Below are 21,724 nucleotides of genomic sequence, written 5' to 3' on the forward strand. Positions count from 1 at the left end.
GTCCTATGTCACTAAATTTCCCGCTGTTGCTGGTCATCGCCGTGTTTGTCTGCGGCCTGTTGGCGTTGCTCGATCTGTTGATCCTGGCCCCGCGTCGGCGTGCCGCCATCGCTTCCTATCAGGGCAGCGTCAGCCAGCCAGACATGGTCGTGGTCGAGAAACTGAACAAGGAGCCGTTGCTGGTTGAATACGGCAAGTCGTTCTTCCCGGTGTTGTTCATCGTGCTGGTGCTGCGTTCGTTCCTGGTGGAACCGTTCCAGATTCCTTCCGGTTCGATGAAGCCAACCCTGGATGTCGGCGACTTCATCCTGGTGAGCAAGTTTTCCTACGGGATCCGCTTGCCGGTGATCGACAAGAAAGTCATCGAAGTCGGTGATCCGCAGCGCGGCGATGTCATGGTGTTCCGTTACCCGAGCGATCCGAACGTCAACTACATCAAGCGTGTAGTCGGCCTGCCGGGCGACACGGTTCGCTACACCGCCGACAAGCACCTGTTCGTCAACGGTCAATCGATTGCCGAACAACTGGTCGGCTCCGAGCCGGGCACGCTGGGCAGCGCTGAGCTCTACAAGGAAAAACTCGGTGCGGCCGAGCACATGATCCGCAAGGAAATGAGCCGCTACCGCGCCATGCCGGACCATTCGTGGACCGTGCCGGCCGGGCATTATTTCATGATGGGCGACAACCGCGACAACTCGAACGACAGTCGCTACTGGGATGATCCAAACATTCCCAAGGATCTGCTGGGCATGGTTCCCGACAAGAATATCGTCGGCAAGGCCTTTGCGGTCTGGATGAGCTGGCCGGAACCCAAACTCAGTCACCTGCCGAATTTCTCGCGGGTTGGCCTGATCAAGTAATCAAACACGGCGCTGTTGAACACAGCGCCGAATGCATTTCTGGAACCGACACATTCGGGGCCGAACGCATGAAGCCAATGATATTCAGGACGTTATTTTTGAACACAGCGTTAATTGTCCCAAGCCTGCGCCGCCTCACGGCGATGGCGGTGGAATCCAGCCACGAACTCAGCGTGGGTAAACCGTGAGCGTCTCCTTAAGCCGTCTAGAGCGTCAGCTCGGCTACACCTTCAAGGATCAGGAACTGATGGTCCTGGCCCTGACTCACCGCAGTTTTGCCGGGCGTAACAACGAACGCCTGGAATTCCTCGGTGACGCCATCCTCAACTTCGTCGCCGGTGAGGCGCTGTTCGAGCGTTTTCCGCTGGCCCGCGAAGGCCAGTTGTCGCGTTTGCGCGCGCGTCTGGTGAAAGGTGAGACCCTGGCCGTACTGGCTCGTGGTTTCGATCTGGGCGAATACCTGCGCCTGGGCTCGGGCGAGTTGAAAAGTGGCGGTTTCCGTCGCGAGTCGATTCTGGCCGATGCCCTCGAAGCGCTGATCGGTGCGATCTACCTCGATGCCGGCATGGAAATGGCCCGCGAGCGCGTGCTTGCCTGGCTGGCCGGCGAGTTCGAAGGCCTGACGCTGGTCGACACCAACAAAGATCCAAAGACCCGCCTGCAGGAGTTCCTGCAGTCCCGTGGTTGTGAGCTGCCGCGTTACGAAGTGGTGGATATCCAGGGTGAGCCGCATTGCCGGACGTTCTTCGTCGAATGCGAAATCATCTTACTGAATGAAAAAAGCCGAGGTCAGGGTGTGAGTCGTCGTATTGCCGAACAGGTAGCGGCCGCCGCAGCACTGATTGCCCTGGGTGTGGAGAATGGCAATGACTGATACAAACGCAACTCGCTGTGGCTATGTTGCCATCGTCGGCCGTCCGAACGTGGGCAAGTCCACGCTGCTGAACCACATCCTGGGTCAGAAGCTGGCGATCACCTCGCGCAAACCGCAAACCACCCGCCACAACATGCTCGGTATCAAGACCGAGGGCGATGTGCAGGCGATCTACGTCGACACCCCTGGTATGCACAAGGGTGGCGAGAAGGCCCTGAACCGCTACATGAACAAGACCGCTTCGGCGGCGTTGAAAGACGTCGACGTGGTGATCTTCGTGGTCGACCGCACCAAGTGGACCGACGAAGACCAGATGGTTCTCGAGCGCGTCCAGTACGTGACCGGCCCGCTGATCGTGGCGCTGAACAAGACCGATCGCATCGAAGACAAAGCCGAGCTGATGCCGCACCTGAGCTGGTTGCAGGAGCAGCTGCCGAATGCGCAGATCATCCCGATTTCCGCGCAACACGGGCACAACCTCGACGCACTGGAGCGAGTGATCGCCGAGCACCTGCCGGAAAACGATCACTTCTTCCCGGAAGACCAGATCACCGACCGCAGCAGCCGCTTCCTCGCCGCTGAACTGGTGCGCGAGAAAATCATGCGCCAGATGGGCGCCGAGCTGCCGTACCAGATCACCGTTGAAATCGAAGAGTTCAAGCAGCAGGGCAAGACCCTGCACATCCATGCCTTGATTCTCGTCGAGCGCGATGGCCAGAAGAAAATCATCATTGGCGACAAGGGCGAGCGCATCAAGCGCATCGGCACCGAAGCGCGCAAGGACATGGAGCTGCTGTTCGACTCCAAGATCATGCTCAACCTGTGGGTCAAGGTTAAGGGTGGCTGGTCCGATGACGAGCGTGCGTTGCGTTCGTTGGGTTATGGCGATCTGTAATACTTCGCAAGGCCCCCTGTAGGAGCGAGCTTGCTCGCGATGGACTTGAAAGCGCCGTGTTCATTCAGAATGCCCGCGTTATCGTTACCCACCATCGCGAGCAAGCTCGCTCCTACAGTTCATTGAGAGCTCCATGTCCCAACCCATCCCCCAACCCGCCTACGTCCTGCACTCCCGCGCTTACCGTGAAAACAGTGCGCTGGTGGACTTCCTGACGCCGCAAGGTCGGTTGCGGGCGGTGTTGCGCAGTGCGCGGGGCAAGGCCGGGACGCTGGCGAGACCGTTCGTGCCACTGGAAGTGGAGTTTCGGGGCAGGGGCGAGCTGAAGAATGTCGGGCGCATGGAAAGTGCCGGGGTTTCCACCTGGCTCAGTGGCGAGGCGCTGTTCAGTGGGCTTTATCTCAATGAGTTGCTGATTCGCCTGTTGCCCGCTGAAGATCCGCTCCCCTCGGTGTTCGATCATTACGCCGCCACTTTGCTGGCGCTGGCTGAAGGTCGGCCGCTGGAGCCCTTGCTGCGCTCCTTCGAGTGGCGCTTGCTCGATGACCTCGGCTACGGTTTTTCCCTGACCGGTGATATCCATGATCAGCCCATCGCGCCGGACGGTCTCTACCGTTTGCAAGTGGATGCGGGGCTGGAGCGGGTCTATCTGCTGCAGCCTGGCCTGTTCAATGGCGCCGAGCTGTTGGCCATGGCTGAAGCCGACTGGAGTGCGCCGGGTGCCTTGTCGGCTGCCAAGCGTCTGATGCGCCAGGCATTGGCCGTGCATCTGGGGGGCCGGCCGCTGGTTTCCCGCGAGTTGTTTCGAAAACCGTAAATTCCCCATGTATGCTGTGCACCGAACTTTCTCTTCTTCTGGAGCGTTTTCCGTGACCACCAGCACCCGTATTCTTCTTGGCGTGAACATCGACCACGTTGCCACCCTGCGTCAGGCCCGGGGCACCCGTTACCCGGACCCGGTCAAGGCAGCACTGGACGCGGAAGAGGCGGGCGCCGACGGCATCACCGTGCACCTGCGTGAAGATCGTCGACACATTCAGGAACGCGACGTGCTGCTGCTCAAGGACGTGCTGCAAACCCGCATGAACTTCGAAATGGGCGTCACCGAGGAAATGATGCAGTTCGCCGAACGCATCCGCCCGGCGCACATTTGCCTGGTGCCGGAAACCCGTCAGGAACTGACCACCGAAGGCGGCCTGGACGTGGCGGGGCAGGAAGCGCGGATCAAGGCAGCGGTCGAGCGCCTGTCGAAGATCGGCTCCGAAGTGTCGCTGTTCATTGACGCCGACGAGCGTCAGATCGAAGCCTCCCGTCGCGTTGGCGCACCGGCCATCGAGCTGCACACCGGTCGTTACGCCGATGCCGAGACGCCGACCGAAGTCGCTGAAGAGCTCAAGCGCGTGGCCGATGGCGTGGCCTTCGGCCTGGCCCAGGGCCTGATCGTCAATGCCGGCCATGGCCTGCACTATCACAACGTTGAGGCCGTGGCGGCGATCAAGGGCATCAACGAGTTGAACATCGGCCATGCGCTGGTGGCCCATGCGCTGTTCGTTGGCTTCAAGTCGGCTGTTTCGGAGATGAAGGCGCTGATTCTGGCGGCGGCTGCCAAGGCCTGAAAAACAACACAAAACCAATGTGGGAGCGGGCTTGCTCGCGAAGGCGGTTTATCATTCAACATCTCTGTTGGCTGACACTCCGCTTTCGCGAGCAAGCCCGCTCCCACATTTGATTGGTGGTGATTGTCAGAGCGGAGCAGGCTCCTGCGCCGGCTTGCTCTTGTCGATCCCCGGCACAAGCAGTTTGCCCTCGGCGACCTGATCGCCTTCGAGCTGCGGTTGCGTGACCCAGGTCAGGATGTCGTAGTAGCGACGGATGTTCGCCACGAAGTGCACCGGTTCGCCGCCACGGGCGTAGCCGTAACGGGTCTTGCTGTACCACTTCTTTTCCGACAGGCGCGGCAGGATTTTCTTCACATCCAGCCATTTGTCCGGGTTCAACCCTTCCTTGGCCGCCAGTTTGCGTGCGTCATCCAGGTGACCGCTGCCGACGTTATAGGCTGCCAGGGCAAACCAGGTACGGTCCGGTTCCTGGATCGAATCGTCGAGCTGGTCTTTCATGTAGGCCAGGTACTTGGCGCCGCCCATGATGCTCTGCTTGGGGTCCAGGCGGTTGGACACACCCATGGCCTGCGCGGTGTTCTGGGTCAGCATCATCAGGCCGCGCACGCCGGTCTTGGACGTGACGGCCGGCTGCCACAGCGACTCCTGGTAGCCGATGGCCGCCAGCAGGCGCCAGTCGACTTTCTCTTTCTTGGCGTACGACTTGAAGTGCTGTTCGTACTTGGGCAGGCGTTGCTGCAAGTGCTGGGCAAACGTGGTGGCGCCCATGTAGCCGAGGACGTCGACGTGCCCGTAGTAGCGGTCCTTGAGGCGTTGCAGGGTGCCGTTCTTCTTGACCTTGTCGAGGTATTCGTTGATTTCGTTGAGCAGGCTGTTGTCGTCGCCTGGCGCAACGGCCCAACTCTGGTTGCTGGCGTCACCGAGGTCGAAGGCGACCCGGATGTTGGTGAAGTACACCTGGTTCATCGCCACTTCGTTGGAGTCGACCAGCGTCAGGTCGATCTGGCCTTCATCGACCATGCGCAGGAGATCGACGACCTCGACTGCGTCAGACTCTTCGTATTCGATGCCGGGAAATTTCTGTTTCAGTTGCGCGAGTTGTTCGGCGTGGGTGCTGCCCTTGAGCACCATGATCTTCTTGCCCACCAGATCCTTTGCATCGGTCGGCCGTGACTGGCCGTTGCGGTAGATGACCTGCGGGGTGACTTCCAGATAGGAGTGCGAGAAGCGCACCTGCTTCTTGCGCTCTTCGCTGCTGACCAGGCCGGCAGCCGCCAGCACCGGGCCATTGGGCTTGCCGACCTGGTTGAACAGGTCATCGAGGTTGTCGGCGGTCTCGATCTTGAGCTCGACCCCCAGATCGTCGGCGAAGCGCTTCACCAGCTCGTATTCGAAGCCGGTTTCACCGTTGCGATCCTGAAAGTAGGTGGCGGGGCTGTTTCGGGTAACCACCCGCAGTACACCATCCTCCTTTACGCGCTCAAGCGTGTTGGGTTTATCAACACAGCCACCGAGCATCAGGAAGAGTCCGGTTGCGATCAGCCATTTGGCGTACCGCGGACGCAAAGCCGTTGGGGAAAACATCTGCGCAGTATACGCAAAGGACCACGGGCGCCATATCTCGACAGCGAGGGGGTTGTCTGCTAGAGATCACAAAACCGGCCGAAACCCCGCAGGAATGGGCCTTGTCTGCATTTTGTTACAGTAAAAATAAGCGATCGGCATAGGTGTAATTAACCTGACTTTCGAGGCAGAAACACAGATCGACACCCGAGTGCAACCGTGCGTAGCGTTTCGGGTGATGTCGCGGGCTGTTTAGGCTAGAATGCACGGCCTCAAAGCACACCCCTTCCCGAGGCTGTCCCGAAGATGTTGATCCTGCGCGGCGCTCCTGCCCTTTCTGCCTTTCGCCACAGCAAGCTCCTTGAGCAACTGAGCCAAAAGGTTCCGGCTGTCAGTGGCCTGTATGCTGAATTCGCTCACTTCGCCGAAGTTACCGGCGTCCTGAACGGCGACGAACAGCAGGTGCTTGCGCGCCTTCTGAAGTACGGTCCAAGTGTTCCGGTACAAGAACCGACCGGTCGTCTGTTTCTGGTGCTGCCACGTTTCGGCACCATTTCGCCGTGGTCGAGCAAGGCCAGTGACATCGCTCGCAACTGTGGCCTGGCGAAAATCCAGCGCCTGGAACGCGGTATCGCGTTCTACGTGGCCGGCCAGTTCAGCGACGCTGAAGCCCGGTTGATCGCCGACGGTTTGCACGACCGCATGACCCAGATCGTCCTGGGCAACCTCGAACAGGCCGCCGGCCTGTTCAGCCACGCCGAACCGAAACCCCTGACCGCCATCGACGTGTTGGGCGGCGGCCGCGCCGCGCTGGAAAAAGCCAACACCGAGCTGGGCCTGGCCCTGGCCGAAGACGAGATCGATTACCTGGTCAACGCCTTCGTCGGCTTGAAGCGCAACCCGCATGACATCGAACTGATGATGTTCGCCCAGGCGAACTCCGAGCACTGCCGTCACAAGATCTTCAACGCCAGTTGGGACATCGACGGCCAGAGCCAGGAAAAAAGCCTGTTCGGCATGATCAAGAACACCTACCAGATGCACAGCGAAGGTGTCCTGTCGGCTTATAAGGACAACGCTTCGGTGATCGTCGGCTCCGTGGCCGGTCGCTTCTTCCCGGACCCTGAGACCCGCCAGTACGGCGCGGTGCAGGAGCCGGTGCACATCCTGATGAAGGTCGAGACCCACAACCACCCAACCGCGATTGCCCCGTTCCCGGGCGCATCCACCGGTTCCGGTGGCGAGATCCGCGACGAAGGCGCGACCGGTCGCGGTGCCAAACCAAAGGCTGGCCTGACCGGGTTCACCGTGTCCAACCTGCAGATCCCGGGCTTCGAACAGCCGTGGGAAGTGCCGTACGGCAAGCCTGAGCGCATCGTTACCGCGCTGGACATCATGATCGAAGGCCCGCTGGGCGGCGCTGCGTTCAACAACGAATTCGGTCGTCCGGCCCTGACCGGCTACTTCCGTACCTTCGAACAGTCGATCACCACCCCGCACGGTGACGAAGTTCGCGGCTACCACAAGCCGATCATGCTGGCTGGCGGCATGGGCAACATCCGTGAAGAACACGTCAAGAAAGGCGAGATCCTGGTCGGCTCCAAGCTGATCGTGCTCGGCGGCCCGGCGATGCTGATCGGCCTGGGCGGCGGCGCGGCTTCCTCCATGGCCACCGGCACCAGCTCGGCGGACCTGGACTTCGCTTCGGTACAGCGCGAAAACCCTGAGATGGAACGTCGCTGCCAGGAAGTCATCGACCGTTGCTGGCAGCTGGGCGACAAGAACCCGATCAGCTTCATCCACGACGTGGGTGCGGGCGGCCTGTCCAACGCCTTCCCGGAACTGGTCAACGACGGCGACCGCGGTGGCCGTTTCGAACTGCGCAACATTCCAAACGACGAGCCGGGCATGGCCCCGCACGAAATCTGGTCCAACGAATCCCAGGAACGTTACGTTCTGGCGGTCGGCCCGGCGGACTTCGAGCGCTTCAAGGCGATCTGCGAACGCGAGCGCTGCCCGTTTGCCGTGGTCGGCGAAGCCACTGCCGAACCGCAGTTGACCGTGACCGACAGCCACTTCGGCAACAGCCCGGTGGACATGCCACTGGAAGTCTTGCTGGGCAAGGCGCCACGCATGCACCGTTCGGTGGTTCGTGAAAATGAACTGGGCGACGATTTCGATCCGTCGACCCTGAACATTGGCGACTGCGTCGAGCGCGTCCTGCATCACCCGGCCGTGGCCAGCAAGAGCTTCCTGATCACCATCGGCGACCGCACCATCACCGGCCTCGTTGCTCGTGACCAGATGGTCGGCCCGTGGCAGGTGCCGGTGGCCGACGTTGCCGTTACCGCCACCAGCTTCGACGTCTACACCGGTGAAGCCATGGCCATGGGCGAGCGTACTCCGCTGGCACTGCTGGACGCTCCGGCGTCGGGCCGCATGGCCATCGGCGAAACCCTGACCAACATCGCGGCATCGCGCATCGGCAAGATCTCCGACATCAAGTTGTCGGCGAACTGGATGTCCGCTGCCGGTCACCCGGGTGAAGACGCGCGTCTGTACGACACCGTGAAAGCGGTCGGCATGGAACTGTGCCCTGAGCTGGGCATCACCATTCCAGTGGGCAAGGACTCGATGTCCATGGCCACGCGCTGGAACGATGAAGGCGTGGACAAGTCCGTCACTTCGCCAATGTCCCTGATCGTGACCGGTTTCGCGCCAGTGACTGACATCCGTCAGACCCTGACCCCGCAACTGCGCATGGACAAGGGCACCACCGACCTGATCCTGATCGACCTCGGTCGTGGCCAGAACCGCATGGGCGCCTCGATCCTCGCCCAGGTTCACGGCAAGCTCGGCAGCCAGGCTCCGGACGTCGATGACGCCGAAGACCTGAAAGCCTTCTTCGCGGTGATCCAGGGTCTCAACGCCGACGGTCACCTGCTGGCTTACCACGACCGTTCCGACGGTGGTCTGCTGACCAGCGTTGTCGAGATGGCGTTCGCCGGTCACTGCGGCCTGAGCCTGAACCTCGACGGCCTGGCAGAAACCTCCGCCGACATCGCCGCGATCCTGTTCAACGAAGAACTGGGTGCGGTGATCCAGGTTCGCCAGGACGCCACTCCGGACATCCTCGCGCAGTTCAGCGCTGCCGGTCTGGGTGATTGCGTATCGGTGGTTGGCCAGCCGATGAACAACGGCGAGATCAGCATCACCTTCAACGGCGAAACCGTGTTCGAAGGTCAGCGTCGTCTGCTGCAGCGTCAGTGGGCCGAGACCAGCTACCAGATCCAGCGTCTGCGTGACAACGCCGACTGCGCCGAGCAAGAGTTCGATGTGCTGCTGGAAGAAGACAACCCGGGCCTGAGCGTCAAGCTGAGCTACGACGTCAACCAGGACATCGCCGCGCCTTACATCAAGAAAGGCATTCGCCCACAGGTTGCCGTACTGCGTGAGCAGGGCGTTAACGGTCAGGTGGAAATGGCGGCTGCGTTCGACCGCGCCGGTTTCAACGCGATCGACGTGCACATGAGCGACATTCTGGCCGGCCGTGTCGACCTGAACGAGTTCAAGGGCATGGTTGCCTGCGGCGGTTTCTCCTACGGCGACGTACTGGGTGCCGGTGAAGGCTGGGCCAAGTCCGCACTGTTCAACAGCCGTGCCCGCGATGCGTTCCAGGGTTTCTTCGAACGCAACGACAGCTTCACCCTCGGCGTGTGCAACGGTTGCCAGATGATGTCCAACCTGCACGAGCTGATCCCGGGCAGCGAGTTCTGGCCGCACTTCGTGCGTAACCGTTCCGAACAGTTCGAAGCCCGTGTTGCCATGGTGCAGATCCAGGAGTCGAACTCGATCTTCCTGCAGGGCATGGCCGGTTCGCGCATGCCGATCGCCATCGCCCACGGTGAAGGCCATGCCGAGTTCTCCAGCGAAGAAGCACTGCTGGAAGCCGATCTGTCCGGTTGCGTGGCGATGCGTTTCGTCGACAACCACGGCAAGGTCACCGAAAGCTACCCGGCCAACCCGAACGGCTCGCCGCGCGGGATCACCGGTTTGACCAGCCGCGACGGTCGCGTGACCATCATGATGCCGCACCCGGAGCGTGTATTCCGCGCCGTGCAGAACTCGTGGCGCTCGGATGAGTGGAACGAAGATGCACCGCTGATGCGCATGTTCCGTAATGCTCGGGTTTGGGTGAACTAAGCGCTGTGTACAAGCTCAGCTTTTTTGTTCCAACCAGTCACGTCGAAGACGTGAAGAGTGCCGTATTCGCTGCCGGTGGCGGTCGAATCGGTGACTATGACCACTGTGCTTGGCAGGTGCTTGGCACTGGCCAGTTTCGCCCACTGGACGGCAGTCAGCCGTTCATTGGCGAGGCAGGGCAGGTCGAACAGGTCGAGGAATGGAAGGTCGAGCTGGTGGTGGCGGATGAGTTGATTCGCTCGGTGGTGGCGGCTCTGAAACAGAGCCATCCCTACGAGACTCCGGCTTATGAAGTGTGGCGGTTGGAGGATTTCTGATTCTGCGCCGCTGAAATGAAAAACCCGCTGAGAGTGATTTCAGCGGGTTTTTTGTTGCCTGCCGTTCAACGAATGTACACCGATCAAAACTGTGGGAGCGGGCTTGCTCGCGAAGGCGGCGGGTCAGCCAGCATTGATGTTGACTGACACTCCCTCTTCGCGAGCAAGCCCGCTCCCACATTGGTTCGATGGAGGCCGGCAATCAGGTGCTAAACCTTGGCATTCACCTCACTGCGATTGACCAACGCTTCCAGCGCATCACTCAAGCTCGGTGCCTTGTCGCCTATCAGCAGATGCCAGATGCCGCCGTCCAGCTGACTCACACCCTGGCAACCCAGCACTTTCAAATCACACTCCGACAGGGCCTTGCCGTTGGCCAGTTGCAGGCGAATGCGGGTCATGGCGATGCAATCGAGTTGCAGCACGTTGTTGCCACCGCCCAGGGCATTGAGCCATTGCTGCGCCTCAGGTGTCGTCACGGTGGCAGGTTTCGGCGCGTCGACTTCTGCGGCCGGTGACGACACGATGGCGCGCCCCAGTGCCGGCATTGCCAGGCGAATCTCATCGGCAATGGCATCAGCCATCGGCCCGACCACCACCTGCAAGCTCCCGCCCTTGCCCGGACGCACCACGGCCATGGCGCCGAGTGCTTTCAGATCGGCATCCGAAGCCTTGTTGCGATCCACCATGTCCAGGCGCAAACGCGTGGTGCAGGCACCGACGGTGATCAGGTTCTCGGCACCGCCCAGGGCCTTGATGTAAGCCCCGGCGCGTTCATTGTCGGCCACTGCAACCTGCGGGGCGGTGGCGCTGGTTTCGCGGCCCGGTGTCTTCAGGTCGAAGCGGCGGATGCAGAAATCGAACACCACGTAATAGATCACGGCATACGCCACGCCCACCGGGAGCACCAGCCAGCCGTTGGTGGACTTCCCCCAGCCGAGGATCATGTCGATGAGGCCGCCGGAAAAGGTGAAGCCCAAATGAATGTTCAGCGCATTGGTGATGGCCATCGACAGGCCAGTCAACAACGCATGCAGCAGAAACAGCAGTGGCGCGAGGAACATGAAGGCGAATTCGATCGGCTCGGTCACACCGGTCAGGAACGCGGTCAGTGCCATCGACAGGAAAATCCCGCCCATGACCTTGCGCCGCTCCGGCAGGGCGTTGCGGTACATCGCCAGGCAGGCGGCAGGCAGGCCGAAGATCATCATCGGGAACATGCCGGTCATGAACTGGCCACCTTTCGGGTCGCCGGCGAAGTAGCGCGACAGGTCGCCGGTTACCAGCGCACCGGTGGTGGGGTCGGTGAAATTGCCGAACACGAACCACGCCATGTTGTTGAGGATGTGATGCAGGCCGGTGACGATCAGTAGGCGGTTGAACACGCCGAAGATGAACGCGCCGAAGCTGCCGCTCTCCATCATCAGCGTGCCGAAGCTGTTGATGCCGTGCTGGATCGGCGGCCAGATATAGCCGAACACCACGCCCAAACCGACGGCAGCGAAGCCGGTGACAATCGGCACGAAGCGCCGGCCACCGAAGAACGCCAGGTATTCCGGCAGCTTGATGTCCTTGAAGCGGTTGTACAGCGCGCCGGCCATCAGGCCGCTGACGATCCCGGCGAGCATGCCCATGTTGATGCTCGGATCGAGCACCTTGAGCGTAGCGATCATCACCAGGTAACCGATCACCCCGGCGAGCCCCGCCGTACCGTTGTTGTCCTTGGCGAAACCGACCGCGATGCCGATGGCGAAGATCATCGCCAGGTTGGCGAAAATCACCTGGCCGGCGTCGTGGATGATCGCGATGTTCAGCAGGTCGGTATCGCCCAGGCGCAGCAGCAGGCCGGCAATCGGCAGGATCGCGATCGGCAGCATCAGCGCGCGGCCGAGGCGTTGCAGGCCTTCAATGAAAAGTTGGTACATGGCGCTTCTCCGTGGATTCTTGTTGTTCTTTAGCTCAGAGGCCAATGCTGGTGACAGGCGTGACGCACCGCGCTGGCGCTGCTCAGCTTGAGCAGGCCCTGGCTGATGCGCCGGCATTCGCTGGCGTCGAGATGACGCACGCGGTCCTTGATTTCACCGATCTGTACCGGGCTCACCGACAACTCACTGACCCCCAGGCCGATCAACACCGGCGTGGCCAATGGATCGGACGCCAGGGCGCCGCACACGCCCACCCAACGGTTGTGCTGTGCTGCACCGGCGCAGGTCTGGGCGATCAAGCGCAGCAGCGCCGGATGCAGTGCATCGACGCGGGCGGCGAGACCGGCATGGTCGCGGTCCATGGCCAGGGTGTATTGCGACAGGTCGTTGGTGCCGATGGACAGGAAGTCCGCGTGTTCGGCCAGTTGCTCGGCCAGCAGCGCGGCGGCCGGAACCTCAATCATCACCCCCAGCTCCGGGCGTTGCGCCAGGCCGAGCTCACCGCACAAGGCGTCGAGGCGCTGGCGGATGTGCAGCAGTTCATCGACTTCAGTGACCATCGGCAGCAGGATCCGGCAGCGTGACAATGGGCTCAGGTGCAGCAGCGCGCGCAGTTGCTGGTCGAGCAGTTCAGGACGAACCTGGGCCAGGCGAATGCCGCGCAGACCGAGCACCGGATTGGCCTCGGCGGGCAGTGGCAGGTAGTCGAGTTGCTTGTCGCCACCGACGTCGATGGTGCGGATGATCACCGACTTGTCGCCCATGGCATCGAGCACCGCTTGATAAGCCTGGTGTTGTTCCTGTTCGTCCGGAGCGGTGTGGCGGTCGACGAAGAGAAATTCGGTGCGCAACAGGCCGACGCCGTCAGCGCCATTGGCCAGTGCGTCCGTCGCTTCCGAACTGGACGCCACATTGGCGGCGACTTCGATGCGCAGGCCGTCGGTGGTCAGCGCCGGAGTGTGCGCCTGGGCCTGTTGTTCGGCCCGGCGTTGTTGCTGTTGTTGCTGTAACTGGCGTACGTCGGTCAGGCGCTCGGCATTGGGAGTCAGTTCGAGGCGGCCGCCGTCGGCGTCCAGCACTACCGCTTGCCCCTGTTGCTGATCAAGCAGGGTCGAGCCCAGTGCGACCATGCATGGCAGGCCTTTGCCCCGGGCCAGAATCGCCACGTGGGAGGTCGCGCCGCCTTCGGCCATGCACAGCCCCGCGACCCCTTGCTGGCTCAGTTGCAGCAAATCGGAGGGGGTCAGTTCATGGGCGGCGACGATGGCGCCGGCCGGTACGTCGTAATGCCAGGTATCGCCGAGCAACACGCGCAGCACCCGTTGCTTGAGGTCACGCAGGTCGTTGGCGCGTTCGGCCAGCAGCGTGCTACCGGTTTGCTGGAGGACCTCGCATTGCGCGTCGATGGCCTGGCTCCAGGCGTGAGTCGCGGCCGTGCCCAGGGCGACAGATTGACTGGCGGCGTCCAGCAAGGCCGGATCTTCGAGCAGCGCCAGGTGCGCGGCGAAAATCGCCTCTTCCGCAGTGTCCTTGTGTTTTTTCGCCAGGGCCAGCGTGTGCTCGATATCGCCGCGCACCTGGCTCCGTGCCGCGTCCAACACTTGCAGTTGTTGCTGCGGATCATGATTGCCAGCATCCACCGGCAGGCTGATCGCATTCAGGCGAAACAGCGGCCCGCCGACCAGGCCGGGTGCTGCGCAGACGCCATGCAACACACCGGCTTCGGCGGGGCGATTGCGTTGGGCAATCGTGGCTGGCGCGGCGGCGTGGCTGTCTTCGGCCAGGGCGGTGGACAGCGCAGTCAGCAAGGCTTGCAGCGCGGCTTCGGCGTCCGGGCCCTGGCAACTGACCTGGACCTCCGCCTGCTCGCCGACGGCCAGCCCCATCAGGCCGATCAGGCTGTCGCAGGTGGCCGACTTGCCGGCGAAATGCAGCTGCGATTTGCTTTTGAAACCCTGCGCGGTCTGACGGATCAACGCAGCCGGCCGCGCATGCAGACCGCCCCGGTGCGCAATGCGCACATGGCCGACAATCTCGACGCCGACAAACTCGGCATCGACCTGCGCGCTCGACGTCTGTCGACGAATGATGTGCAGCAGCGGCTCGCCCACTTTCACCGATTTCAACGTGATGGGCCGTGCCTGGAAGTCCTGGCTGTTGGTGAGGATCAACAGGCTGACCAGGCTCTTGCACTGTTGCGCGACCTTGTCCAGGTCGTAGCGCAGCAGCGGCTGGCCGTTGGTGACGCGCGCGCCTTCCTTGACCAGCATCGAGAAACCCTGGCCCTGCAATTCGACCGTGTCGAGGCCCAGGTGCAGGAGCAATTCCGCGCCGTTGTCGGCACGCAGGGTCACCGCGTGACCGGTGCGGGCGACATGCACCACCACGCCGGCGCAGGGGGCGTGGAGGGTGTCGTTGAGCGGATCGATGGCGATGCCGTCACCCATGGCGCCGCTGGCAAACACCGGGTCCGGGACTTTGGCGAGCGTGAGCACCGGGCCGCTGAGCGGGGCGCTTAAAGTCAGCTCTTTATTGTTGTTGTGCATGGCTCGGTCTCATAAAAAGTTCAGATCAGCTCGCCCACTGTAGGAGCGAGCTTGCTCGCGAAGAACCTGAGAACAACGCGTGCATTCAGGAAGAACGCGTCATCGTTGACGTCCATCGCGAGCAGGCTCGCTCCTACAGGGGGGGCGTTCAGTGCGTACGCGTGACTTTGCTCAGGTGTCGCGGTTGGTCCGGGTCCATGCCGCGGGCCACGGCCAGGCCGGCGGCCATCACGTAGAAACTCTGGATCGCCAGAATCGGGTCGAGGGCCGGGTGTTCGGCGCAGGTCAGGGTCAGGTCGCGTTCGAGTACGTCATCCGGTGCGGCCAGCAGGACACGGGCACCGCGCTGGCGCATGTCGGCGGCCAGGCTGAGCAAACCGGCCTGTTCGGCACCCCGTGGGGCAAACACCAGCAGCGGGTAGTTGTCGCCGATCAAGGCCATCGGGCCGTGACGGACTTCGGCGCTGCTGAAGGCTTCGGCCTGGATCGCCGAGGTTTCCTTGAACTTGAGCGCCGCTTCCTGGGCAATGGCAAAACCGGCGCCACGGCCGATCACCATCAACCGCTGGCAATCGCGCAAGGCGTCGATGGCCAGGCTCCAGTCCTGTTGCGCGGCGTGGCGCAGGCCATCGGGCAAGGCAGCACCGGCCTCGAGCAGTTCGGCGTCTTCTTTCCAGTGGCCAATCAGCCGGGCGCTGGCGCTGAGGGTGGCGATGAAGCTCTTGGTCGCGGCGACGCTGCTTTCGGTGCCGGCACACAGGGGCAGGCTGAATTCGCAGGCGGCTTCCAGTGGTGAGTCTTCGACATTGACCAGCGAAATGCTCAAGGCGCCACGCTTGCGCAACAGGCGCAGGCTGTTCACCAGGTCCGGGCTTTGCCCCGATTGCGAGAAGGCGAATGCCACCTGGCCGCTGACCTTCAGCGGTGCCTGCTGCATGGTCACCACCGACATCGGCAGCGACGCCACCGGGATGCCCAGCAGTTGCATGGTCAGGTAGGCGAAGTAGCTGGCGGCGTGGTCGGAGCTGCCGCGTGCCACGGTCATGGCCACTTGCGGCGGCTGACGGCGCAGGCGCCCGGCGATCTCGATCATCTGCGGGTCGAGTGTTTGCAGTTGGGCTTGCACGGCCTCGAACGAGGACAGCGCCTCTTCAAGCATTTTTGAAGTCAATGTCTTCTCCTTCGACCATGACGGCGGTCAGTTTCAGTGAGCGATCCAGCCGCACGCAGTCGGCCCAGGCCCCGGGTTGCAGGCGCCCGCGTTCGGTGATGCCGAGGTAGTCGGCGGGGAATTGCGACAAGCGCTGCGAGGCTTCGGCGATGGGCAGGCCGATCTTCACCAGGTTGCGCAGGGCCTGATCCATGGTCAGGGTGCTGCCGGCCAGGGTGCCGTCGGGCAGGCGCACGCCGCCCAGGCACTTGGTCACGGTGTGGCTGCCGAGTTTGTATTCGCCGTCGGGCATGCCGGCGGCGGCGGTCGAGTCGGTGACGCAGTACAGGCACGGGATCGAGCGCAGGGCGACGCGAATGGCGCCGGGGTGCACGTGCAGTAAATCCGGTATCAGTTCGGCGTATTTGGCGTGGGCCAGCGCCGCGCCGACGATCCCCGGCTCGCGGTGATGCAGCGGGCTCATGGCGTTGTAGAGGTGGGTGAAGCTGCTGGCGCCGGCTTCCAGCGCGGCGACGCCTTCCTCGTAACTGCCCAGGGTGTGGCCGATCTGCATGCGAATGCCACGGCTGCTGAGGTCACGGATCAAGGCATCGTGACCGGCGATTTCCGGGGCGATGGTGATCACCCGGATCGGCGCGAGCGCCAGGTACGCTTCGACTTCAGCCATCAGCGCCGTATGGGCGAAGTTGGGTTGCGCGCCGAGCTTGCCGGGGTTGATGTACGGGCCTTCAAGGTGCACGCCGAGCACCCGGGCGCTGCCTTTGGGGCGCTGCTCAGAGAATTCGCCGACGGCCTTGAGCACGCGCGAGATTTCGTCGCTCGGTGCGGTCATGGTGGTGGCCAGCAGCGAGGTGGTGCCGAAGCGCACGTGGGTTCGGGTGATGGTTTCGAAGGCTGGCGCGCCTTCCATGATGTCTTTGCCGCCGCCGCCGTGAACGTGCAGGTCGATGAAGCCCGGCAGGAGGTACGGCAAATCGTTGTCCGCCGGATCGCAGGGCACGCCTTCGATCGACACGACTTTGCCGTGTTCGTGGACCAGTCGGCCGCGAACCCAGCCGTGGGCGGTGAGGATGTTGTCTTCGGACATGATCGGTTCTCTGGTTTGGCGATTTCGCGGTGCAGCGTTCTAGCGGCGAAGCTCTGCCACAAAGTCGTAGTAGTCGTTGCGGCAATAGGTGTCGGTGACTTCGATGGGCGAGTTGTCTTCCAGGTAGCCGACCCGGGTCATCAGCAACATCGCGGTGCCGGGGGCGATACCGACCAGCGCGGCGAACTCGTCCGAGGCGTTGATCGCCTGGATGTGCTGCAAGGCGCGGACAATTGGTTTGCCGATGCCGTCGAGGAATTCGTAGAGGGAGTCGCCGACCATTTGCGGCTTGGCAATGATCGAGGCGGGCAGGGTGCTCATCTCGATGGCCATGACCGTGTCGTCGGCCTTGCGCAGGCGTTTGAGGCGCGCAACTTTGTCGTTGGGCGACAGGCCGAGGCGGATCAGCTCTTCGTGGGTCGGCAGGGTGATTTCCCGCTCCAGCCATTGCGAGCTGGGCACGAAACCCTTGAGACGGAGCATTTCACTGAAGCCGGACAGGCGCGACAACGGTTGTTCAAGGCGCGGCGTGATAAAGGTGCCGGAGCCTTGGTTGCGCCGGATCAGGCCTTGATCGAACAACACTTCCAGCGCCTTGCGGGCGGTGACGCGGGAGATGCCCAGCGTCTCGCTCAGATTGCGCTCCGACGGCATGGCCTGTTCGGCTTTCCACTGGCCGGCATGGATCGCCGCTTCCAGATTGCGCGCCAGTTGCAGGTACAACGGCGTGGGTTGGGTGTCGTCGGGGCGCAGGGCCTGTAGGTCGTTCATGGCGAGTGTCCGGGGCGGATGTTGGAATGTTTTTGCCCGTGAATGGGCGAAAACTAATACCACTTGAATACCATGTCAACACCAGTGCTTTACCGCTGGCGGATGGAAACTAGCCGGCTGTGGTCTGCTGGATGCGGGTTGGTTTGAAGTGGTATTAGTGGTGGGGTTTAAAGCGACAACGATCGCAGCCTGCGGCCGCTCCCGCGGAGCGAAATGGTATTCACCCTGCAGAAGCTGCGGCTGGCTGCGATCTTTGGAATTTATTTTTGCGATGGCGACAGAAGGTAGTGCGAGGACCTGTGGCGAGGGGGCTTGCCCCCGTTCGGCTGCGAAGCAGTCGTAAAATCAGCCACCCCGGTGAGTCTGGTGGACCTAGGTTGCAGCTTTAAGCACTGCTTCGCAGTGCAACGGGGGCAAGCCCCCTCGCCACAGAAGCCCCCGCTTATCCGGAATGTTACGGACGAATTTCGATCATCGTGCCGTCCGGCACCAGGTTCCAGACTTCGCGCATGTCCATGTTGCGCATGGCGATGCAGCCGTCGGTCCAGTCCAGGGTGTGGAACAGGTCTTCCGGGGTGTCTTCGGTGTCCGGGGTGCCGTGGATCATGATCATGCCGCCAGGCTCGACACCTTCACGGCGGGCGCGGGCCGAATCGCTGATGTTCGGGTAGGAAATGTGCATCGCCAGGTTGAATTTATCACTGACCTTGCGCCAGTCGACCCAGTAGAAGCCTTCCGGGGTGCGTTTGTCGCCTTCCATCAGTTTCGGGCCCTTGGGACGCTTGCCCAGGGAAATGCGATAGGTCTTGAGCGGCTTGCCGTCATTGATCAATTGCAATTGATGGGACGACTTGAGAACCAGGATTTTCTCGATGACCTTGCCGTTCAGGGTTTCCACGGCAGAAGCCTGGGACACCGTGACGAACGACAAGCAGAACAGGGCAAGCAACCAGCGCATTGAAACGATTCCCCAGGAGGTGTCGCGACTATTTATTTATAGATGTTTTTGTAGGAGCTGCCGCAGGCTGCGATTTTCAGCGGCTACGAATGATAGCAATACGGCATCAAATAATGGCAGGCTGAGCAAGCGGAGGGATCGATTCAGACCGTACGGGATAGACCTCGGTCCGCCGGTCAGCGAAGAAGCATTCTAAGGTACGGCCCACTGTGCGGAAAGCCAGCTCATCCCATGGAATGTCCGCTTCGTCGAATAGTTGCACTTCCAGGCTCTCGGGGCCGGCAGAAAAATCCAGGTCCGCCAACTCGGCGCGGAAGAACACATGCACCTGGCTGATGTGTGGCACGTCGATCAGGGTATAGATGTTCAGGTTGCGCACCCGGGCGCAGGCTTCCTCGGCGGTTTCGCGAATGGCCGCTTGCTCGATGGTCTCGCCGTTCTCCATGAAACCGGCGGGCAGGGTCCAGTAACCGCGTCGCGGCTCGATGGCCCGTCGACACAGCAACACCTGGGTGCCCCAGGTCGCCACGCAACCGGCGACGATGTTGGGGTTCTGGTAGTGAATGGCCTGACAGCTGTCGCAGACAAAACGCAGGCGCGAATCGCCTTCGGGAATGCGCTGGGTCACCGGGTTACCGCACTGGCTGCAAAATTTCATGCTGGGGTTCCTGAATGCTGCGCCTATCTTGGCGTGCGGCAGTGCCGGTCGGCAAGTTGTCGTTTCGCGACATGGGGCTGTTGCGGGGGTTGGGCGGCCGCAGCGATTGGTGCATGATGCCGGGTAAGGCACAGATCGAGAACACTCATGCTGGACGAGCTACTGCATCGGGTTAGTCACTACACTCCACGCATATTGGAGACCGACCGTCGTTTTCCCGAGGCCGCGGTGCTAGTGCCCATCACTCGCAGTGACGAACCTGAGCTGGTGTTGACCCTGCGTGCCAGCGGCCTGTCGACCCATGGTGGCGAAGTCGCCTTTCCCGGCGGGCGTCGTGACCCGGAAGACCCCGATCTTGTTTTCACCGCCCTGCGCGAAGCCGAAGAAGAGATCGGCCTGCCGCCGGGACTGGTCGAGGTGATCGGCCCGCTCAGCCCGCTGATCAGCCTGCATGGCATCCAGGTCACGCCCTATGTCGGGGTGATTCCGGATTTCGTCGAATACCGGGCCAACGATGCCGAGATCGCCGCGGTGTTCAGCGTGCCCCTGGAATTCTTCCGCAAAGACCCCCGCGAACATACCCATCGCATCGATTATCAGGGCCGCAGCTGGTACGTGCCGAGCTATCGCTATGGCGAATACAAGATCTGGGGGCTGACGGCGATCATGATCGTCGAGTTGATCAACCTGCTGTATGACGCCAAAATCAGCCTGCACCAACCTCCCAAAAGCTTTATCAATATCTGAAGCCATCATTCGAATGGCCCTGCCTGAGCCCTGAGGAATACAACAATGAAGTACCGCCTGGGCGACGCCCGCGTCGAAACCCATCCACAGAGCTGGGTCGCACCCAATGCCGTGCTGGTGGGCAAGGTCAAGCTGGAAGAGGGCGCCAACGTCTGGTTCAACGCCGTGCTGCGCGGCGACAACGAGCTGATCCTGATTGGCAAGAACAGTAACGTCCAGGACGGCACCGTGATGCACACCGACATGGGCTACCCGCTGACCATCGGCACCGGCGTGACCATCGGCCACAACGCCATGCTCCACGGCTGCACCGTCGGCGATAACAGCCTGATCGGCATCAACGCAGTGATCCTCAACGGCGCGAAGATCGGCAAGAACTGCATCATCGGCGCCAACTCGCTGATCGGCGAAGGCAAGGAAATTCCGGACGGCTCGCTGGTCATGGGCTCGCCCGGCAAAGTGGTGCGCGAATTGACCGAGCCGCAAATCAAGATGCTGGAGGCCAGCGCTGCTCACTACGTGCACAACTCGCAGCGTTATGCCCGCGACCTGGTCGAGCAGGAACAATGACCGCCACCGAACGCCCGGTAGCATCGCCCTGCGTGAATATCTGTGCGCTGGACGACGATGACATCTGCACCGGTTGCCAGCGTACGGTGGAAGAAATCACCCGCTGGAGCCGCATGGACAACGACGAGCGGCGCAAGGTGCTGGGGTTGTGTCATGAGCGGGCCAAGGCCAGTGGGTTGGTGTGGATGCTCCCTTCCAAATCCGATCGCTGAGTGGCAGGGGCTTTTGTGGCGAGGGGGCTTGCCCCCGCTGGGCTGCGAAGCAGCCCCAAAACCATTCAATCGAATAGCTTCAGATACACCCGATTAGCCGGATTTGCGACGGCTACGCCGCCGAACGGGGGCAAGCCCCCTCGCCACAAAATCACCTCGCCACAGGTTATTTGTGTACCGAAGATGAAGTATCCTGTGCACAAAATTGACAGGTACTTTCACCCCCCATGCTCTTCCTGATCGCCTACATCAGCAGCGTCGTGCTGATCAACTTCGCCTTCTCCACCGCGCCACACCTGGACATCATCTGGTCGGCCTGGGGCGGTCTGGTGTTTATCCTGCGCGACATGGTGCAAGCCCGATTCGGACACGGTGCCCTCGTGGCGATGCTGGTGGCGCTGGTGCTGTCCTATGTCACCTCCGATCCGTCCATCGCCCTGGCCAGCGCCACGGCCTTCGCGGTTTCCGAGTGCATCGACTGGCTGGTGTTCAGCATCACCAAACGCCCGCTGCATGATCGCCTGTGGATAAGTTCGGCCCTGAGCATTCCCCTCGATACCTTTATCTTCTTCGGCATGATCGACGCCCTGACACCGGGGGTGATTCTCACCGCCCTGGGCTCGAAATTCGCCGGGGTCACCGCCGTGTGGCTGATCATGGCCTGGCGCCTGCGCAAACAGGCTGTCGTCGGCTGAAGTTCATGTAAAATGCCGCGCTTTCTCCCCATGGGAAGCGCGCATGGCGACGC

Annotated in this window: 19 protein-coding genes; 11 read left to right on the forward strand and 8 right to left on the reverse strand. The window is 61.9% G+C overall.

The window, feature by feature from the left end; genetic code table 11:
- Nucleotides 1-5 precede the first annotated feature (5 nt).
- The 5 genes from lepB (at nucleotide 6) to pdxJ (ending at nucleotide 4,245) form a co-directional block, all read left to right on the forward strand.
- Complete coding sequence (gene lepB, locus KGA88_RS25950) at nucleotides 6-860, forward strand: signal peptidase I (RefSeq protein ID WP_110661234.1); 855 nt, start codon at nucleotides 6-8, stop codon at nucleotides 858-860.
- Nucleotides 861-1,044: 184 nt separating this feature from the next.
- Nucleotides 1,045-1,734: a ribonuclease III gene (gene rnc / locus KGA88_RS25955; RefSeq protein ID WP_008053221.1), complete on the forward strand. Its 690-nt coding sequence runs from the start codon at nucleotides 1,045-1,047 to the stop codon at nucleotides 1,732-1,734.
- Nucleotides 1,727-2,629 (forward strand): GTPase Era, encoded by a 903-nt coding sequence (gene era / locus KGA88_RS25960; RefSeq protein ID WP_093214366.1) that lies wholly within the window; start codon nucleotides 1,727-1,729, stop codon nucleotides 2,627-2,629. Before rnc ends, era begins: the two co-directional genes overlap by 8 nt.
- A 133-nt stretch (nucleotides 2,630-2,762) precedes the next feature.
- Nucleotides 2,763-3,446, forward strand: coding sequence for a DNA repair protein RecO (gene recO, locus KGA88_RS25965; protein WP_110661235.1), 684 nt, complete (start codon nucleotides 2,763-2,765; stop codon nucleotides 3,444-3,446).
- Nucleotides 3,447-3,498: 52 nt separating this feature from the next.
- The gene (gene pdxJ / locus KGA88_RS25970) at nucleotides 3,499-4,245 is read left to right on the forward strand and encodes a pyridoxine 5'-phosphate synthase (protein WP_008053219.1); all 747 of its coding nucleotides are present in this window, start codon (nucleotides 3,499-3,501) and stop codon (nucleotides 4,243-4,245) included.
- Between the two features lie 126 nt (nucleotides 4,246-4,371).
- On the opposite strand, the gene mltF is transcribed toward pdxJ, so the two are convergent.
- Entirely contained in the window at nucleotides 4,372-5,832 is a 1,461-nt protein-coding gene (mltF, locus tag KGA88_RS25975) for a membrane-bound lytic murein transglycosylase MltF (protein ID WP_110661237.1), read from the reverse strand.
- 285 nt (nucleotides 5,833-6,117) lie between these two features.
- On the opposite strand from mltF, the gene purL reads away from it, so the two are divergent.
- The gene (gene purL / locus KGA88_RS25980; protein ID WP_223595206.1) at nucleotides 6,118-10,014 is read left to right on the forward strand and encodes a phosphoribosylformylglycinamidine synthase; all 3,897 of its coding nucleotides are present in this window, start codon (nucleotides 6,118-6,120) and stop codon (nucleotides 10,012-10,014) included.
- A 5-nt stretch (nucleotides 10,015-10,019) separates the two neighbouring features.
- The gene (locus tag KGA88_RS25985; RefSeq protein WP_223595208.1) at nucleotides 10,020-10,331 is read left to right on the forward strand and encodes a YqfO family protein; all 312 of its coding nucleotides are present in this window, start codon (nucleotides 10,020-10,022) and stop codon (nucleotides 10,329-10,331) included.
- A 209-nt stretch (nucleotides 10,332-10,540) separates the two neighbouring features.
- Here the strand turns inward: KGA88_RS25985 and nagE are convergent, their stop codons facing one another.
- The 7 genes from nagE to KGA88_RS26020 form a co-directional block, all read right to left on the reverse strand.
- On the reverse strand, nucleotides 10,541-12,256 hold the full coding sequence (nagE, locus tag KGA88_RS25990) for an N-acetylglucosamine-specific PTS transporter subunit IIBC (protein ID WP_223595210.1): 1,716 nt from the start codon (nucleotides 12,254-12,256) through the stop codon (nucleotides 10,541-10,543).
- A 29-nt stretch (nucleotides 12,257-12,285) separates the two neighbouring features.
- Nucleotides 12,286-14,802, reverse strand: coding sequence for a phosphoenolpyruvate--protein phosphotransferase (ptsP, locus tag KGA88_RS25995; protein ID WP_223595212.1), 2,517 nt, complete (start codon nucleotides 14,800-14,802; stop codon nucleotides 12,286-12,288).
- 148 nt (nucleotides 14,803-14,950) lie between these two features.
- Nucleotides 14,951-15,973, reverse strand: coding sequence for an SIS domain-containing protein (locus KGA88_RS26000; RefSeq protein WP_223595214.1), 1,023 nt, complete (start codon nucleotides 15,971-15,973; stop codon nucleotides 14,951-14,953).
- Nucleotides 15,954-17,060, reverse strand: a complete 1,107-nt coding sequence (gene nagA / locus KGA88_RS26005; RefSeq protein WP_110662648.1) for an N-acetylglucosamine-6-phosphate deacetylase — start codon at nucleotides 17,058-17,060, stop codon at nucleotides 15,954-15,956. Before nagA ends, KGA88_RS26000 begins: the two co-directional genes overlap by 20 nt.
- Before the next feature lie 39 nt (nucleotides 17,061-17,099).
- Nucleotides 17,100-17,831: a GntR family transcriptional regulator gene (locus KGA88_RS26010; protein WP_223595216.1), complete on the reverse strand. Its 732-nt coding sequence runs from the start codon at nucleotides 17,829-17,831 to the stop codon at nucleotides 17,100-17,102.
- A 454-nt stretch (nucleotides 17,832-18,285) separates the two neighbouring features.
- Nucleotides 18,286-18,789 carry a murein L,D-transpeptidase family protein gene (locus KGA88_RS26015; protein ID WP_110660615.1) on the reverse strand — a complete coding sequence of 168 codons (504 nt, stop codon included), beginning with the start codon at nucleotides 18,787-18,789 and terminating at the stop codon, nucleotides 18,286-18,288.
- 106 nt (nucleotides 18,790-18,895) lie between these two features.
- A complete protein-coding gene (locus KGA88_RS26020) occupies nucleotides 18,896-19,447 on the reverse strand; it encodes an NUDIX hydrolase (protein WP_110660616.1) in 552 nt (183 codons plus the stop codon).
- A 147-nt stretch (nucleotides 19,448-19,594) separates the two neighbouring features.
- On the opposite strand from KGA88_RS26020, the gene KGA88_RS26025 reads away from it, so the two are divergent.
- The 4 genes from KGA88_RS26025 (at nucleotide 19,595) to KGA88_RS26040 (ending at nucleotide 21,671) form a co-directional block, all read left to right on the forward strand.
- Nucleotides 19,595-20,194 (forward strand): CoA pyrophosphatase, encoded by a 600-nt coding sequence (locus tag KGA88_RS26025; RefSeq protein ID WP_110660617.1) that lies wholly within the window; start codon nucleotides 19,595-19,597, stop codon nucleotides 20,192-20,194.
- A 45-nt stretch (nucleotides 20,195-20,239) separates the two neighbouring features.
- Nucleotides 20,240-20,764: a gamma carbonic anhydrase family protein gene (locus tag KGA88_RS26030; RefSeq protein WP_110660618.1), complete on the forward strand. Its 525-nt coding sequence runs from the start codon at nucleotides 20,240-20,242 to the stop codon at nucleotides 20,762-20,764.
- Complete coding sequence (locus KGA88_RS26035; RefSeq protein WP_223595218.1) at nucleotides 20,761-20,976, forward strand: DUF1289 domain-containing protein; 216 nt, start codon at nucleotides 20,761-20,763, stop codon at nucleotides 20,974-20,976. Before KGA88_RS26030 ends, KGA88_RS26035 begins: the two co-directional genes overlap by 4 nt.
- Nucleotides 20,977-21,203: 227 nt before the next feature.
- The gene (locus KGA88_RS26040; RefSeq protein ID WP_110660620.1) at nucleotides 21,204-21,671 is read left to right on the forward strand and encodes a VUT family protein; all 468 of its coding nucleotides are present in this window, start codon (nucleotides 21,204-21,206) and stop codon (nucleotides 21,669-21,671) included.
- Nucleotides 21,672-21,724 lie beyond the last annotated feature (53 nt).

It is taken from the genome of Pseudomonas sp. A-R-19 (assembly GCF_019956575.1).
GTDB lineage: Bacteria > Pseudomonadota > Gammaproteobacteria > Pseudomonadales > Pseudomonadaceae > Aquipseudomonas.